Origin of the sequence: Halobacillus sp. K22 (genome assembly GCF_052246795.1) — a bacterium.
Taxonomy (GTDB): Bacteria; Bacillota; Bacilli; order Bacillales; family Halobacillaceae; genus Halobacillus.
In genome coordinates, this window is the sequence record NZ_JBQQCN010000005.1 from 29,477 (window position 1) to 44,748 (window position 15,272).

Annotated in this window: 15 protein-coding genes; 13 read left to right on the plus strand and 2 right to left on the minus strand. The window is 40.6% G+C overall.

All coding sequences use genetic code 11. From position 1 onward, the window contains the following. Nucleotides 1–3: 3 nt before the first annotated feature. Nucleotides 4–1,176 carry an MFS transporter gene (locus tag ACTWPM_RS05510; RefSeq protein WP_443132065.1) on the minus strand — a complete coding sequence of 391 codons (1,173 nt, stop codon included), beginning with the start codon at nucleotides 1,174–1,176 and terminating at the stop codon, nucleotides 4–6. 153 nt (nucleotides 1,177–1,329) lie between these two features. Between ACTWPM_RS05510 and ACTWPM_RS05515 the strand changes: the two genes are divergently transcribed. The 3 genes from ACTWPM_RS05515 to ACTWPM_RS05525 all read left to right on the plus strand — a co-directional run bounded on the left by ACTWPM_RS05515 (nucleotide 1,330) and on the right by ACTWPM_RS05525 (nucleotide 3,943). Next, nucleotides 1,330–1,719, plus strand: a complete 390-nt coding sequence (locus ACTWPM_RS05515; RefSeq protein WP_443132066.1) for an OsmC family protein — start codon at nucleotides 1,330–1,332, stop codon at nucleotides 1,717–1,719. A gap of 748 nt (nucleotides 1,720–2,467) precedes the next feature. Beyond that, nucleotides 2,468–3,079, plus strand: coding sequence for a YczE/YyaS/YitT family protein (locus ACTWPM_RS05520; RefSeq protein WP_443132067.1), 612 nt, complete (start codon nucleotides 2,468–2,470; stop codon nucleotides 3,077–3,079). An 87-nt stretch (nucleotides 3,080–3,166) separates the two neighbouring features. Further along, on the plus strand, nucleotides 3,167–3,943 hold the full coding sequence (locus tag ACTWPM_RS05525) for a YfkD family protein (protein WP_443132068.1): 777 nt from the start codon (nucleotides 3,167–3,169) through the stop codon (nucleotides 3,941–3,943). A 5-nt stretch (nucleotides 3,944–3,948) separates the two neighbouring features. Here ACTWPM_RS05525 and ACTWPM_RS05530 read toward each other — a convergent pair whose 3' ends face one another. After that, entirely contained in the window at nucleotides 3,949–4,812 is an 864-nt protein-coding gene (locus ACTWPM_RS05530) for a mechanosensitive ion channel family protein (protein WP_443132069.1), read from the minus strand. Between the two features lie 387 nt (nucleotides 4,813–5,199). On the opposite strand from ACTWPM_RS05530, the gene ACTWPM_RS05535 reads away from it, so the two are divergent. The 10 genes from ACTWPM_RS05535 to ACTWPM_RS05580 all read left to right on the plus strand — a co-directional run bounded on the left by ACTWPM_RS05535 (nucleotide 5,200) and on the right by ACTWPM_RS05580 (nucleotide 15,074). Further along, nucleotides 5,200–6,117 (plus strand): ABC transporter ATP-binding protein, encoded by a 918-nt coding sequence (locus ACTWPM_RS05535; RefSeq protein WP_443132070.1) that lies wholly within the window; start codon nucleotides 5,200–5,202, stop codon nucleotides 6,115–6,117. Continuing rightward, on the plus strand, nucleotides 6,117–7,064 hold the full coding sequence (locus ACTWPM_RS05540) for an ABC transporter permease (RefSeq protein ID WP_443132071.1): 948 nt from the start codon (nucleotides 6,117–6,119) through the stop codon (nucleotides 7,062–7,064). Before ACTWPM_RS05535 ends, ACTWPM_RS05540 begins: the two co-directional genes overlap by 1 nt. A 39-nt stretch (nucleotides 7,065–7,103) precedes the next feature. Further along, nucleotides 7,104–7,823 (plus strand): response regulator transcription factor, encoded by a 720-nt coding sequence (locus ACTWPM_RS05545; protein ID WP_443132072.1) that lies wholly within the window; start codon nucleotides 7,104–7,106, stop codon nucleotides 7,821–7,823. Further along, nucleotides 7,811–9,157 carry a sensor histidine kinase gene (locus ACTWPM_RS05550; RefSeq protein ID WP_443132073.1) on the plus strand — a complete coding sequence of 449 codons (1,347 nt, stop codon included), beginning with the start codon at nucleotides 7,811–7,813 and terminating at the stop codon, nucleotides 9,155–9,157. Before ACTWPM_RS05545 ends, ACTWPM_RS05550 begins: the two co-directional genes overlap by 13 nt. A 167-nt stretch (nucleotides 9,158–9,324) precedes the next feature. After that, nucleotides 9,325–9,477 carry an SE1561 family protein gene (locus ACTWPM_RS05555; RefSeq protein WP_443132074.1) on the plus strand — a complete coding sequence of 51 codons (153 nt, stop codon included), beginning with the start codon at nucleotides 9,325–9,327 and terminating at the stop codon, nucleotides 9,475–9,477. 19 nt (nucleotides 9,478–9,496) lie between these two features. Continuing rightward, the gene (locus tag ACTWPM_RS05560; RefSeq protein WP_443132075.1) at nucleotides 9,497–9,673 is read left to right on the plus strand and encodes a hypothetical protein; all 177 of its coding nucleotides are present in this window, start codon (nucleotides 9,497–9,499) and stop codon (nucleotides 9,671–9,673) included. A 98-nt stretch (nucleotides 9,674–9,771) separates the two neighbouring features. Continuing rightward, the gene (locus ACTWPM_RS05565) at nucleotides 9,772–11,076 is read left to right on the plus strand and encodes a Na+/H+ antiporter family protein (RefSeq protein WP_443132076.1); all 1,305 of its coding nucleotides are present in this window, start codon (nucleotides 9,772–9,774) and stop codon (nucleotides 11,074–11,076) included. 87 nt (nucleotides 11,077–11,163) lie between these two features. Then, nucleotides 11,164–11,943 carry a delta-lactam-biosynthetic de-N-acetylase gene (gene pdaA / locus ACTWPM_RS05570; protein WP_443132077.1) on the plus strand — a complete coding sequence of 260 codons (780 nt, stop codon included), beginning with the start codon at nucleotides 11,164–11,166 and terminating at the stop codon, nucleotides 11,941–11,943. A gap of 216 nt (nucleotides 11,944–12,159) precedes the next feature. Continuing rightward, complete coding sequence (locus ACTWPM_RS05575) at nucleotides 12,160–13,026, plus strand: DNA-3-methyladenine glycosylase family protein (protein WP_443132078.1); 867 nt, start codon at nucleotides 12,160–12,162, stop codon at nucleotides 13,024–13,026. 176 nt (nucleotides 13,027–13,202) lie between these two features. Continuing rightward, nucleotides 13,203–15,074, plus strand: a complete 1,872-nt coding sequence (locus ACTWPM_RS05580; protein ID WP_443132208.1) for an ATP-binding protein — start codon at nucleotides 13,203–13,205, stop codon at nucleotides 15,072–15,074. The last annotated feature ends 198 nt before the right edge of the window (nucleotides 15,075–15,272 follow it).

Here is a 15,272-nt window from a genome sequence, read left to right on the forward strand (position 1 = left end):
GACCTAAGCGTCCGCAGTTTTTTGTGTTTGAGGATCGCTGGATAAAGCGGTGGCAGCAAACACAATAACCAGGAGAGCGACGATAATATAAAAGAATGACAGACCTGGCATAAAATCTAAGAAGGCTCCGGAAATAAATGGACCAAGAATACTTCCAATACTAAAGGCCATTCCACATAGGATATTTCCTGCTGGCAGCAGTTCCCTGGGCAGCAAGTCGGTCATATAGGAAATTCCTAAGGAGAATAACGAGCCAACAAAAAGTCCACCCAGAGCGAACGTAGCGAATAAGCCAATGGTTGATTCCTCGAAGATGGCCGCTAGAATAAATGCAACAATCCCTCCGGATACAACGGTCAGGATGACGACCTTACGACCTATTCGGTCACTAAGTGCGCCCAGAGGGATTTGCGATAGCAGACTGGCCGCTGCAAAAGATGGAATGATAAATGATAGAACATTCACATCGTGTCCTATTCTTAATCCGTAGACAGGGAAGATTCCATGGAGAGTAGCCTCGAGAAATCCATAAGCCATCGGAGGAAGAAATGCGGCCCAGCCGATTTTAATAGCCCCTAGAAATCGCTTGTAAGAGCTGGTTCCATAAGCAGTAGCCTGATCGCTTGGGGGAGTTTCATTATTAACTCTCCACATCATAAGCCAGACCATAAAACTGAGTCCCGAAGATAATAGAAACGGCAAGTAGATACTGAACTCTAGCAAGTTGGTCATTAAAGGACCAATGGTGAACCCTAAACTGAAAAAAAGTCCGTAGTAAGCAATATTTTTGCCGCGTGAGTGCGAGGCAGATGTAGCGGTGATCCATGTCTGGGTGCCGAAATGCAACACCTGGTCACCGACACCGATTGCGACTCTTAATATAAACCAGAACCACAAAGCCTGCCAGAATGGGAAAAGAGCCAATGAGATAAATACCAGGGCTCCTCCAATCATAATCACGGGCTTGTATCCGAGCTTCTGAAGTGGCTTTTCCATAAAGGGAGAGGAAATGAGAATCCCGATGTACAGCCCGGTTGCGTGCAGGCCATTGATTGAAGAGGAGACACCATTTTGTTCAAGAATAACAGCGAGCAGTGGAAGAAGCATTCCCTGCGAAAATCCTGATATTGTAACCAGTCCAATTAAAATCCAAAATCTTGTACGAGTGGAGACCAAAGAATTCCCTCCTCTCCAAATGTATGATACCTTCATTATCGTAAAGGAATCCCAATAAATAGGGCAAGTCTTTTTACTTAGAAGGTTATGGTGAGGGTTAAAACGGTTACTATATAAGTAAAGGCTTGATAAAATTCGAAAGGAGTGGGGAACATGGATTTTTATTTAAAAGAGAACGGGGTACGTACATCATTTGATTATGGACAATTGAATATTTCAGGAGATGAAACATTCGGTTTCCGACCTTATCAATTAATGGTAGCTTCCATTGCCGGCTGCAGCATCGGAGTCTTCCGTAAAATTCTCGATAAACAGCGGATTGAATTTGAAGATATCAAAGTTACGGCGGATGTTACACGTAATTCGGAGATGGCGAATCGAATTGAAAAAATCCATCTCCATTATGCTGTGAAAGGTTATCGACTGAATCAGGATAAACTGCTGAAGAATCTTGATATATCAAGGAACAATTGCTCGATGGTACAATCTGTTCAAAACAGTATTGAAGTGGAAGAAACACTTGAGTGCATTGAACTAAGCTAGTATTATGAAAGAGCCTTATCCTGAAAAAGGATAAGAGCTCTTTTTTTATGAAAAAGCTTTATTAAAACTCAATGCTTGTTCCATATAAGCTCCCGATACTGTAAGACTCAGTTTCGAGATATCTAGTGAGAGAATTAGGTCCTGCGGGGAACGACTCGCTTTCCGGCCCTGCACGACGCAGGGTCGTTCGACGTTGCCACACGACGTGGCGTTCTTAGTCGAACCTCCCTTTCTGTGCTGAGCCTCCTCAAGCTAAAGCTTTCCGGGGTCTCATCGATCATGTTTATCCCACAGGAGTCTCCCCGTTCCCCTCCGGACCTTGCCAAATCAGCAACTCGAAACTAATTAAGACCTCGTCTGCTTGATGAGAAAAAAGAGCAGGGGATAATGAGGAAATTTTTATGCACAATGTGATAGAAGCATTTAAGACCAGTTAAGAAGGAGAGCATACTCTCTACTCTGGAGGGGTCCGTTATTCTCCCGCGGCTGGGTTGGTGGGGAAATGGCGAGACTCCCATGGGAGAAGGAACTAGGTGAGATCCCGCAGGGAGTGAAACGAGCGAGGAAGCTCACCGTTTCCCCATGGGAAAGCGAGTTATTTCCCCACCAGCCCTTCTCCCCATTCGAGTAACGGCCCCCCCTTTATCTAGGATTCGAGTCTTCAACTATCCGGCCCTATAGTGAAACATCTACTTATAAAATTTAACCACGTTGTTTAACGTTGCTTATGGAAAAGGGAGAGAAGTTTATGAAGAACATGGCTTTTAAATCGATATTCTATTTAGTTGGAATTGTTATTATTGCTTTTGGTATATCTTTAACGATTAAAGCCGATTTAGGAGCTGGGGCGTGGGATGCGCTGAACGTTGGATTAACAGAGTCTTTCGGGCTTACAGTCGGAAACTGGGTAATTATCATCGGCGCTTTGTTAATTGTAAGTAATGCTCTAATCGCAAAAGAGAGACCTGATGTACTTGCGGTAATTACTATATTAATCCTGGGGAAAGTCATTGATTTTTGGCTCTTAACCGTATTAGATGCAGTTATATTCTCGGTTTTCTGGGAGCAGCTGGTTATACTTCTTAGCGGAGTTGTCACTATAGCTATCGGGGTTGCTTTATATTTACAATCGAAGTTCTCTCTAAATCCAGTGGATGGATTTATGGTAGCTCTGCAAAAGCGATTTGGCTTCAGTCTAACGCTCTCCAAAACGCTGACTGAAGCATTTGCATTGGTAGGAGCTCTGATACTAGGGGGACCGATTGGCTTTGGGACTCTCGTTATTTTAATAGGCATCGGACCGGCCATCCAATTTTTTGATACAAAAGCTCAATGGGCTATGAATAAATTGCTTTCCTGAGGTTTCCAGCATAGGAGAACTCCATCTTTCGCAGACTAAGAAAAACGAAAGGCGGTCTGGAAGATGGAGTGTAGGAAAATACTTGTTATGGCTATAATGGTGTGTCTGACTTGGGGCTGCTTATTGGGAGCCGCAGTTGAAGCGAAACAGGAAGATAGAATGGAACACGAGATGCCAGGGCATGTGGTCAGCATAGCTGAAGAGAATACGTACACGAATGAGCCTGGCGGCGTTGAGCAGAAACTGAAAAAAGAAAGCAGGACACAGGAACTTCTCAAAGAGACAAACGTGAACATTACCAATCCAAAGTTAATCGAGATGCTCAATGGAACGTCGATTACTCCCTCCCCGTTTGCGATCGGTTATAGAGGTGAGATCTTCCTTGGCCGATGGCCGCTTGCTTATAACTCTAAAGAAACAACAATGAACTGGAAATATCAAAAAATTAATGAGAATGAATTAAGTAATTTAAGCGGCCTCCAGACTGAGAAAGTAAGTTATGAGCAAATCGAAGAGAAGAAGGTTCAGGGCGGTTTGGCCACTCAAATCAGTCACAGTGAACAATTGAGGAAGATGATTTTACTGGAAGCACAAAAAAATACAGAGTTTCCTCTCGCTTTTCAAACCGTGTTCGGAAAAGGAACGACTCATAGCAGGTCCTACGACGTAGCTGTAGATTATAAAGGTCTTCTGGAGGCATACGCTCCAGCTTTGAAGGAAATGGGGGAAGCGGCCTTTGGTGATGTTTACATTCAGCTAAAGGGAAGCGACAAAACAGTTGTTGTAAAGAATGTAACCAAGCAGGAAATAGGAGCCTGGATTCCTATACAAAATCACATTAGTTTTAGATTGATTGCAGAATAGAAGACCTATTCTTCCGTTTCAGAGGAATAAGTCTTCATCTCAATACGCTGTTCAGCCATAGCAATCTTGTGTTTGTGCATGGTCTCAGCGAGGATCCGCCTGGTTTCTTTGGCAGCTGTCCAGTACACAAGATCATAGACCAGTCCAGTCACTGTATATTCATAACCTCGATAGTGATCGTTTAAAGAGGTCATGCCATAGACTTGGAAGGGCTCAATCGGCTTGTCTGCTAAATCCTTCTTCACGTAGATGGACAGTTCTTCATTCATTCGCGCACAGGCTTCTTCTAAAACCTCAAACATGCGCTTTGGATCTTCTTTGAAGTTAGTCGTGACTTTTTCAATTACACGCATATGCTCGAAGTTATAATTCTCAATCGTTGTAATCTGTCCATTACTGATGGTAAGCAGCCGGCCGCTCCATTGCCGGATTTTCAAAAACCGGAGTCCGATTTCCTCTACTGTACCGTGAAAGGTATTATTTAAGGTGATAAAGTCACCTTTATGAAGTTGCTTTTCATAAAGGAGAAATAAACCGGCAAAGAAATCTTTAATTAAATTCTGGGCACCAAAACCAACAATAATACCAATAACTCCTGCACCAGCAAGCAGTCTTCCAATAGGAATGAATTGATCGAGTACAATAAAAATAAAGCCGATGACGGCGGCGTAGCTGATGATGGAGTTAAACATGGATTCTAACGTTTGTTCTTTTCGTTCCTCAATAAAGGAGGTTCGTTTGAAGAATGATTGAATTATTTTTCGGATGATAATGACAGCTAAGAAAAGTAAAATGGCGCTGCTTATAATCACAACTGCCGGGCCTGGATCATTTATCCATTCTTTAAAATTTATATTTTCTAACCCCATAGGATTTGACCTCCTCTTAGGCAAGTATTATAGCATGTTTCTTCTCCAGTATGTCCATGTAGGACATAAAGCTATGCTTATCCTAATTATCCTAATCTCCATTTTCATCTCTCTTTATAGTACGGATTCAGCTCGGTTAAGCATGGTCAAAAACGTGCAAAGTACCTCCCACCATAAGTAATAATTTATATCTTAATGTAACATATTAAAAACATCAGTTAGTTTTGTAAAAACTGGGACCTCAGGTCATCCATATTATGGATGACCTGAGGTCCCAGTTTCTTCTAATTGATATGGGATTTTTAAGATTTTTTTAAGAACTTTATAAATGTCTATTAAGTTTTTTTAGAGATAATAATCTAAACAAGCTTTAGAGGAGGGACAAAAATGAGCCAACCCGTTGCTCAAATTATAAATGTTAAGAAAAGCATAGGAAATACACCCATTATTCATGGAATATCCCTCGATATCTATCAAGGAGAAGTATTTGGTTTTCTTGGACCCAATGGAGCAGGAAAGACCACGATGATTCGAATGCTTGTGGGGCTCATGAAGATGTCTGAAGGAGAGATCTATATTCAAGGCCATCACATTCAGCATGATTTCGAAAAGGCCATCGCTCACGTAGGCGGTATTATTGAAAATCCTGAAATGTACTCTTATCTCACTGGATTTGAAAATTTGAAACAATTTGCTCGTCTTACGCCGAAGGAAATTCCAAAGAAACGTTTAGAGGAGATCATTAAACTTGTAGGGCTGGAAAAAAGAATTCATGAGAAGGTAAAAGGATATTCACTGGGAATGAGACAACGGCTGGGCATTGCTCAGGCTCTTCTCCATTCGCCTTCCTTACTTATTTTGGATGAGCCAACTAACGGCCTTGATCCTGCAGGTATAAGAGAAATTCGTCAGTATATCCGGAGAATCGCTCATGAAGAAAATCTGGCAGTTTTTGTTTCGAGCCACTTACTGTCCGAGATGCAGCTAATGTGCGACCGAATTGGAATTATTCAACACGGGCGGTTGATTCGCGTAGAGAACATACAGGATCTTGTAAGTAAAAATATAGATCTTACAGTTAAGTTGAAAGCTTCCCCTGTTGAAAAAGCTTTCCAGCTATTAACCGACCGTTCTTTGCAGCCTAAAAAGCAGGATGCCTGGATAGAACTGACGGTTTCAGAAGAAGAAGAGCTCCCTGAATTAGCAGAATTATTGGTCTCAAACCAAATTAAACTTTACCAAATCTATTCGAATGTTCAAACCTTGGAAGACACATTCCTAGAATTAACCCGGGAGGAATCCTAATGCATTTTCTAAAAATTTTACAAAATGAACAAGTTAAAATTTATAAAAAAACAGGAACGTGGATTATGATCGGAATTCTTGTTGCTTTACTCCTTGGTTTTGCCGTTTTACAAAAGTATGTGCTGGAAAGTGGAGACCAGTCCAATTGGAGAAATCAAGCGGAAGCGAGAATTGCACAAATGGAAGAGGGGATGGAGAAAGGTCCTTCCATTGAAGCAGGCCGAGAAGCCATGAGGAAGGAGATTGCCATTCAACAGTATCGTTTAGATAATGACGTTCCACCTGTTGCTAACGACTCTTTATGGGGATTTATGATTGACGCAACTAATTTTACAGCAGTGGCGACTCTGTTCACGATTGTCATTGCAGCAGGGATTGTAGCCAGTGAATTTTCTACAGGAACGATCAAACTGCTGTTGATCCGTCCTGTGCGCCGCGGAAAAATCCTGCTGGCTAAGTTTATTACAACGATGATGTTTGCACTTTTAATGCTTGTATTATTATTTGGATTCTCTTACATTTTTGGTCTTACATTTTTCGGACTCTCAGCATCCGAGTTACCGTATTTGAGTTTTACGGATGGTCAGGTTGTTGAGCAGCATATGGTAGCACATATTATTAGTTTGATTGGTTTTCGAAGTATAGAAATTATTATGATGGCTACGGTGGCCTTTATGATTTCTACCATTTTTAGAAGCAGTTCATTAGCGATTGGGTTTTCAATATTTCTTATGTTTACAGGACCGCAGATTGTTCAGCTGCTCAGCCAGTATGATTGGGTGCGATTTGTGCTATTCGCTAACACAAACCTTATGCAGTATATCGACGGAACTCCAGTTGTGGAAGGAATGACGATGACATTTTCCATTATAGTGCTGCTCATCTATTTCCTGGTTTTCACCATCTCGTCCTGGGTAATTTTCAAACAAAGAGACGTTGCCGTATAATGACAAATTATAGTGGTATGCAGGCACTGGGGGATGAATATGGAAAAGGAACGAATACTCATTGTCGAAGATGAGTTTGAAATTGCGGACTTAGTTAGAGATTATTTAATGATGGAAGGTTATGAAGTGACGCATGCAAAAGATGGGCAGGAAGGGTTGGCATTGTTTCAAAAAGAAAATCCAACTCTTACTGTCCTCGATTTAATGCTCCCAAAACTTGATGGAATGGAATTATGCAGGCTGATCCGATCACGATCGATGACTCCGATTATTATGATGACAGCTAAGAAAAGCGAAACCGATAAAATTATCGGCCTTGGTATCGGCGCAGATGATTACATTACAAAACCTTTCAGTCCGAGTGAGTTAGTAGCACGTATTAAAGCACAACTCAGGCGTTATCGGCACTTTTCACAGCACGCCCCCTTACATCAGGACATTTTAACGTTTGGGGATCTGACAATCGATGCTAAGGAGTACAAGGTTTTAATGAAAGATCATCCGATTGAATTATCGGCAAGGGAATTTCAAATCCTGCATCTGCTGGCTAGCCATGAAGGACAAGTCTTCACGAAGGAGCAGCTTTTTGATAAGGTTTGGGGCTATGACCATATGGGTGATTTCAATACATTAATGGTGTATATGCGGAAGCTTAGGGAAAAAATTGAATCGGACCCTTCCAATCCTATTTTTCTTAGGACCGTATGGGGTGTAGGTTATAAATTCGATGGAGGAGATGGATCTTCATGGGGCGATTGAAGCCACGTTTAATCTTAGCATTTCTATCTCTTATTTTATTGCCTATTATGGTGACAGGAGCCCTTCTTCACCTCCAATCTTCCGAATTAGAGGAAAAAGAACGTGCTTATCGAGATTCAATCCATGAATTAGAATCTAAACTTAAAAGCAAATTAGCGAACACCCCTGTTCCTGATCCTGAACTCAATGCGCTTGCAAATCAGTATTCAGCAGATATTGAAATTACGGATGCAGAGGGCAGAACTGTGTTTACATCACAAACGGAGTCAGGAGCGGCTGAAAATGATGCCATCAGGGATAGTTCTACTCTTTTTCAAGTCCAGGCCGAGGATGACCGTATCTTATTTGTCGAATTATCTAGCCGCATGCCTTTCACCGATACAATTTTAAGAAGTATTCTCATTAGTGTGGGAAGCGGATTAATCGCGCTCATCCTGCTTATAGTCGGCTGGACGTGGTATATCTCACGTACGATTCTTAATCCTCTGAAAGAAATTTATACAGCAACTGAGGAAGTTAAAGAAGGAAATTTAGATTATCCGATTCAATATCGAAAAAAAGATGAGATCGGCAGGTTCATCGGTGGTTTCAATACAATGAGGACACACTTAAAGCAATCGCAGGAAAAAGAAGAGCAATATAAACAAGACCGCAAGCAGCTGATTGCAAGTATATCGCATGATCTTCGTACTCCTCTTTCTTCAATCAAAGGGTATGTAGAGGGACTGCAAGATGGAGTAGCTCAAACGGATGAAATGCAGAAAAAGTATTTTCGGGTAATCAGTCAAAAAACCGATCAGCTCGATCGTCTAATAGAGGATCTCTTTCAATTTTCTAAATTAGACCTTCAACAGCTGCCTATCGATAAGCAATTTGTGGACAGCCGTGCTTTTTTTAAAGATCTATTAGAAGATGTAGCAGAAGACGGAAGAAGCCAACAGGTACGTGTACAAATTCCCGGGCAGATTCCTTCCGTAACTCTTTCTATTGACCCTGTGAGAATAGTTCAAGTAATGAATAATCTGATGGAAAATGCAGTCCGTTACGGAGCTGACCATGTAGTTGTTGCCATTAGAACCGAGCAGGCAAAATCTAATTTAACTATTTCTATTAAAGATAATGGAGAAGGTATGGAACAAGAGGATCTCACTAAAATTTTTACCCGGTTTTACAGAGCAGAGAAGTCACGCTCAAGGGAGTCGGGAGGTACGGGACTTGGTCTTGCTATCGTAAAGTCCATTATAGAACAACATGGGGGGTCTATATGGGCTGATAGTGAACTTAATTATGGAAGTACCATCACTTTCACTCTCCCATTTTTAAGCAAGAGTTAGTATAAGGTGTTCTTTTTATTAACATTTTTTCATCTTCGGTAATGAGCATGAAATTCATAATCTGTATAATTAGAGGTTTTATTTTTCAGTAGGTCCATGATGGACATAAAGCTATGCTTGTACTATGATAAGCATGGTTAAAAAAGTGCACAAAGGAGTTCGTTATAATGACACAGCAGGATAGAATTGAGGATTTAAAAACGAGGCTGTCTGAATTCATGATTCGAATTGAAGAATTAGAGCCTGAGGAAACCTCTGTAGAAGATATTGATCGCCTGATTTCTATGCTAGAAGAATTAGAGAATAAAATGAACAAATAATAAATAGGAGGGGAATGAATTGGATCTGCTGATTTTTTATATTTCCCCTGTGCTTGGCTTTTTGTTTATGCTGACACTTATAATGGCTGGCTTCCGTAAAGTGTCTGGACATCCGGTCCCAGTTTCGCATAAAAAGATTCTTATGGGCTCAAGTATGGCTCTGGCAGTTATTATTGTTTATGTGAATTTTTTCTAGGTTAACTCTCAAATAAGAGGGTTGATTTTTTTATTATTGTACTTTATCATGGTAAATCGCTAATCAATAAAAGAGAGTAATGGAGAGGAGAATGGGTTATGGCCTGGGCAGTCATTGTATCTGTCCTCGTAATGACGATCTTAAGTTTGTTACGAATCAATGTCATCATTGCCATTATTGCCGCCGGACTAACAGCTGGTTTAATGAATGGCGAGTCGATTACGAGATCGGTGGAAATACTAGTTAATGGGATGGGAGATCAGGCAAGTGTCGCTTTAAGTTATGTATTGCTTGGCGCGTTTGCTGTCGGTATAAGTTATTCTGGAATCACGTCTTTACTGGTGAATTTCTTGCTTCGTTCATTAAAAAGCAGACGTACGATGATTGTATTCGTTATTGCTTTTGTTGCGAGTTTATCCCAAAACGTTATACCTGTGCATATTGCTTTTATACCTATATTAATTCCGCCAATGTTAAAATTATTTGATGAAATGAAGCTGGATCGACGTGCTGTAGCTGCAGCATTAACATTTGGTTTGAAAGCCCCTTACGTTATGATTCCGGCAGGTTTCGGATTAATTTTTCATGAGACCATTCAGGAAGCAATGGATGCGAATGGAATCACTATTGGGATCGGATCGATTGCACAGTCGCTGCTTATTCCAGGGTCTGGAATGGTTGTTGGATTGTTTATTGCTGTATTAATTACGTATCGGAAAAAACGAGAAGCCCCAAATCTTGTTGAAGCTGAGAATACGGTTGGGGAACCTGAATTAAGTGAGAGTTTTCAACTGAAGCATGGGTGGACGATTCTTGCCATTTTCGTCACTTTGATTATTCAGGCTGTCTGGCAGAACTTAATTATTGCGGCTCTTGCTGGAATTATTATTATGTTTGTCTTTCGGGTCGTTCCTTTTAATAAAGGGGACAAAGTGGTTAACGATGGAATTGGCATGATGGGATTTATTGCTTTTGTTATGCTGGTTGCAGCCGGCTATGCTAATGTATTAACCCAAACGGAATCTGTGACTGCACTAGTTGAAATCAGTTCAGATTATTTAGGGAACAAACAGGCCTTTATTGCTTTTATATTATTACTTGTAGGACTAGTAGTCACTATGGGGATTGGGTCTTCCTTTGCGACTGTACCTATTTTAGCAGCTTTATTCGTTCCTATATGTGTCAGTGCCGGTTTTTCACCAATGGCTACAGCAGCCTTGATTGGAACGGCAGGAGCCTTGGGCGATGCAGGCTCGCCTGCGTCCGACAGTACGCTTGGACCTACTTCCGGTTTGAATGCTGACGGGAGACATAACCACATTTGGGATACATGCGTACCTACTTTTCTCCATTATAATATTCCGTTATTCATTTTCGGATGGGCAGCTGCATTAATTCTTTAAAAAAGGCGAGTGGGTAATATTCCCACTTGTCTTTTTTTATATTTAAGTTGTGACTCACGCATACTAAGCAAAAAGTGAGTGGTAGTCATGTTGAAATATATTCTGGCTTTAGTTGTAACCAGTGCGTTTCTTCTTCAGCCCCTATCGATACAGGCAGAAGGATGGGGGTACAAAAAGAGCAATAATGGAGAAGCCCCGGATGTAGGCCGATACGGACCTATGCTGGAAAAAGAGGACGGATTTTACGTCGATCCTTCAGGGGCACCAGTTATTTATCTAACCTTTGATAATGGATACGAGCAAGGATACACAGGGAAGGTATTAGATATTTTGAAGGAAAAAGAGGTTCCTGCTACTTTTTTCGTGACCGGACATTACATTCAAAGTGCTCCTGATTTGTTGAAGCGTATGGCAGCTGAAGGTCATCTGATCGGTAACCATTCGTGGAGTCACCCTGATTTCACAAAAGTTTCTAAAGAAAAAATGAAACATGAGTTGGACAGGGTGAATGAGGAAGTGAAGAAATTAACAGATCAGGAGATCATGACGTTTGTACGTCCCCCGAGAGGTACATTTAATGAACAAACCTTAGCATGGGCAAAAGAATTTGGATACACCCATGCGTTCTGGTCTCTTGCTTTTAAGGATTGGGAAACAGATAAGCAAAAAGGTTGGGAATACGCTTATCACAGTGTTCTCGATCAAATTCATCCTGGGGCCGTTATTCTTTTGCATACGGTTTCGCAGGATAACGCAGAAGCTCTTGAGCAATTAATTGATGAATTAAGAAAACGTGGCTACCATTTTGGCAGCCTTAACGATCTGATGGTAAAAAAACTGCTTCCTTTTCCAATTTGGAGCCTTTAATAACAGACAGCCTCTGCACAAAGGTAGTGCGGAGGTTTTTTTATGGTACGGACCTTTTATAACGAAGCCTATGACAACCTTATCCCTATCCCGCCTAAGGTTTAGTTCGTCCACCTCTAGCAGGGAGTACGTGGTTTAGATTAGGCTTAGGAAGAAAAGGGAAAGTGAACTATACACATTATAATAGATCATTATGATAAAAGGAGGGTTACAGGGTTGTGGAAAGAAATGCTTACAGCAAACAGCTACTATGATTTCGATTATACATTGAAACGATGGTCCTATGACCCTTTAACAAATCTGGATAAAGAAGAGCGGTGGGTAGATGTTCCCGTGAAGCTGGAGGACGGCTCCCACGTTGTCCGGGTCCAGGCGCAGGGTACAACTGCTCAGCCTTCCTTTAGCATTTCCAGCGAAGATGAAAACGCTAAAGAAGCGTTAATAAAGCATGTCCGTGACTTATTTCAATGGGATCGCGACCTTGAGAAGGTGCGACGTCACTTTCAAAACACTAACCTGGAAGAGTTATTTTCAGCTTACCCAGGAACCCCAATCGTTAAGGACTTCCATTTTTACGACTGCTTAGTTAAAGTTATTATCCACCAGCAGTTAAATATGAAATTTGCTCATACTTTGAGTACCCGGTTTGTCGAACGGTTAGGGTATCAAAAGGACGGCGTGTGGTTTTATCCAGAACCTGAAACAGTTGCAGAGACTCCTTACGAAGAGTTAAGAAAGCTTCAATTCAGTCAGCGGAAGGCTGAGTACGTGATTGATGCCTCCCGTAAAATAGTTGAAGGAGAATTGGATTTAGACTGGCTCGCCCGTCAGGCAGACGAAGAAGTAATGAAGTATCTTGTTAAAATTAGAGGAATTGGCCCTTGGACAGCTGAAAACTGGCTGATGTTTGGGGTGGGAAGAGAAAATCTGCTTCCTAAGGCAGATATAGGTATACAAAATGCTCTAAAATCCTATTTTGAATTGGAAAACAAGCCATCCAAAACACAAATGGAAACGTTCAGTAAAAACTGGTCTCCTTATCAAAGTTATGCTTCACTAACTTTATGGAGAAGTATTGAATAATAAATAAGGTAGAAAAAAGTCATAATATCAATTTAAATTAAATAAATTGTAAAGATAATAAATCCTAAAATTTAAGAATAATTGTTCGAAAATATTCAAAATTTTCCTTTCATGCGTTATAATAAAACACGTATTGGAAAATCTTGAACGGTAAAGGAAAAGAGGTCTTAATATTGGTGATAAGAGAGAGGTATTCTGACCAAGTCCATAGTAATGAAATTCTGGATGTCCTGAGTATGAATGGCACACCTGCCTGTTTGCTGGATTTGCGTCTTCAAAAGGTAACACTCAATCCTGAGATGCAAAGAACTCTTGAACTGGAAGATGTTGAATTATCATTCACCGAATGGCTTCAGTCCTTCCCTTCATCCAGTCAAAATACTTTGCAGCGTGTTTTACACCAGTTATTAACAGAAGGACTACGCGACATATCTCTGCAAATAAACAACGGGAACACCTTTCGACCATGGGATTGTAAAATGGTTCATCTTACTAACGGTCAGATTGCATTTTCTTTAAAGGAGAGAGTTAGCTCTGAGGGACTCAATTCTGAAGCACCTGTCCGTGTAGCCCAAGAAGATGAAAAAATTTATCCTTCGAGATCTCTTAAAGGCACATTTGTGGAAAAACCGAAAAAACAGAGCATTCGATATTCAACTACTAAGTACTCACAGCTGAAACATCGAATGACCCATCTGGTAGATAAGTTTCCGCACGGGTTAGCTATTATCAGTCATAACTGGGAAATCACCTATGCTAATCAGAAGATGGAACACATTACAGGTATTTCTTTTGAACAGAATTGTAATCGCAAGTTATGGGATGTTTACCCTATTCATGAATATTATAATTTTTTTCAACACTATTTAAGGGCGATGGAAACCCAGGAAACGTGTGAATTTGAAGGTTTTATTCAAAAGACAAATACGACCGTGCTTATGACAGTTCATCCAACAGAACTTGGAATAACGGTATTTGCCCAGGATATCACTCAATATAAAAAGCAGCTTCAAGCATTAAAAGATTCAGAGGAACGTTTTGCACTGCTTGCTAACAATATTAAAGATGTCTTTTGGATTTGTGATCCCCAGTTTAATGAAATCCATTATATCAGTCCTTCTTTCCAAAATTTATTTGGAATTTCCCGCCGCGAAGTCTTTACTAATCCGTCCATTATCCTACGTGTGATTAACGAAGCGGATCAACCAAAAGTGGTAGAGTCTATGAAACTGATGCGAACGAAAAAGGATCAAGTAGAATACCGGGTGAAAAGCAGTAATGGAGAAGAAAGATGGATACGGTCAAGGGGCTTTCCAGTAGAAAATAATGGAACCGATTACGTGATAGGAATTCATGAAGATGTGACTGAATTTAAAGAAATGGAACAGCTGAAAGAAAAATCCCAGCAGCTTTCTACTATTACTCAAATGTCGGCTGGAATTGCCCATGAGATTAAAAATCCTTTAACTGCTATAAAAGGATTCCTGCAAATTGGTGCGGCTAATCCAGAGCTAAGGGATAATTATCAGGATATTATTCTGGATGAAGTAAACCGGATCGAAGCAATCGTGCAAGACTTCATGATGTTATCCAAACCTAAATCTTCTATCCAGTTAGAACAAGTATCTCCAGAACATGTTGTTTCTTACGTCATTCGTTTACTGGAACAGGAAGCTAAGGAAAAAGGTGTGAAGCTTGTATTTCACCATAAAGGGTTAGATGATGAAATCGATACTGAACCGAAGCGCCTGAACCAAATCCTGATCAATTTAATTAAAAATGCAATTGATGTGATGGACGGCGGGGAAGTGGTGATCGATGCGAAAATGTCGAGTCATGAACTAACGCTTTCCGTTAGTGATGAAGGTCCTGGTTTGACGGCGCAAGAGCTGGCCAAGATCGGTGAGCCATTCTTCACTACGAAAGAAAAAGGAACAGGGTTAGGAGTAATGGTTACGAAGAAAATCGTATCGGATCTTAATGGCACGATGTGCTATGAAAGTAAAAAAGGTGAAGGTACGACCGTAACGGTTCGATTGCCTAAATAAAATATCAATAATGATTTGAATTCATCCTAAACCACTGCATATTTATGCGGTGGTTATTTTTATCGCTGATCCTTTTTACTACTTATTATATCGGTCTAATATCCTGGATCTTAAATAGAGATTAAGGAAATTAGACTTAGGGCATGAAACTTATCTAAAGGGTAAATGGAACGACTGAAAAAGTAAAAATTGTGAATT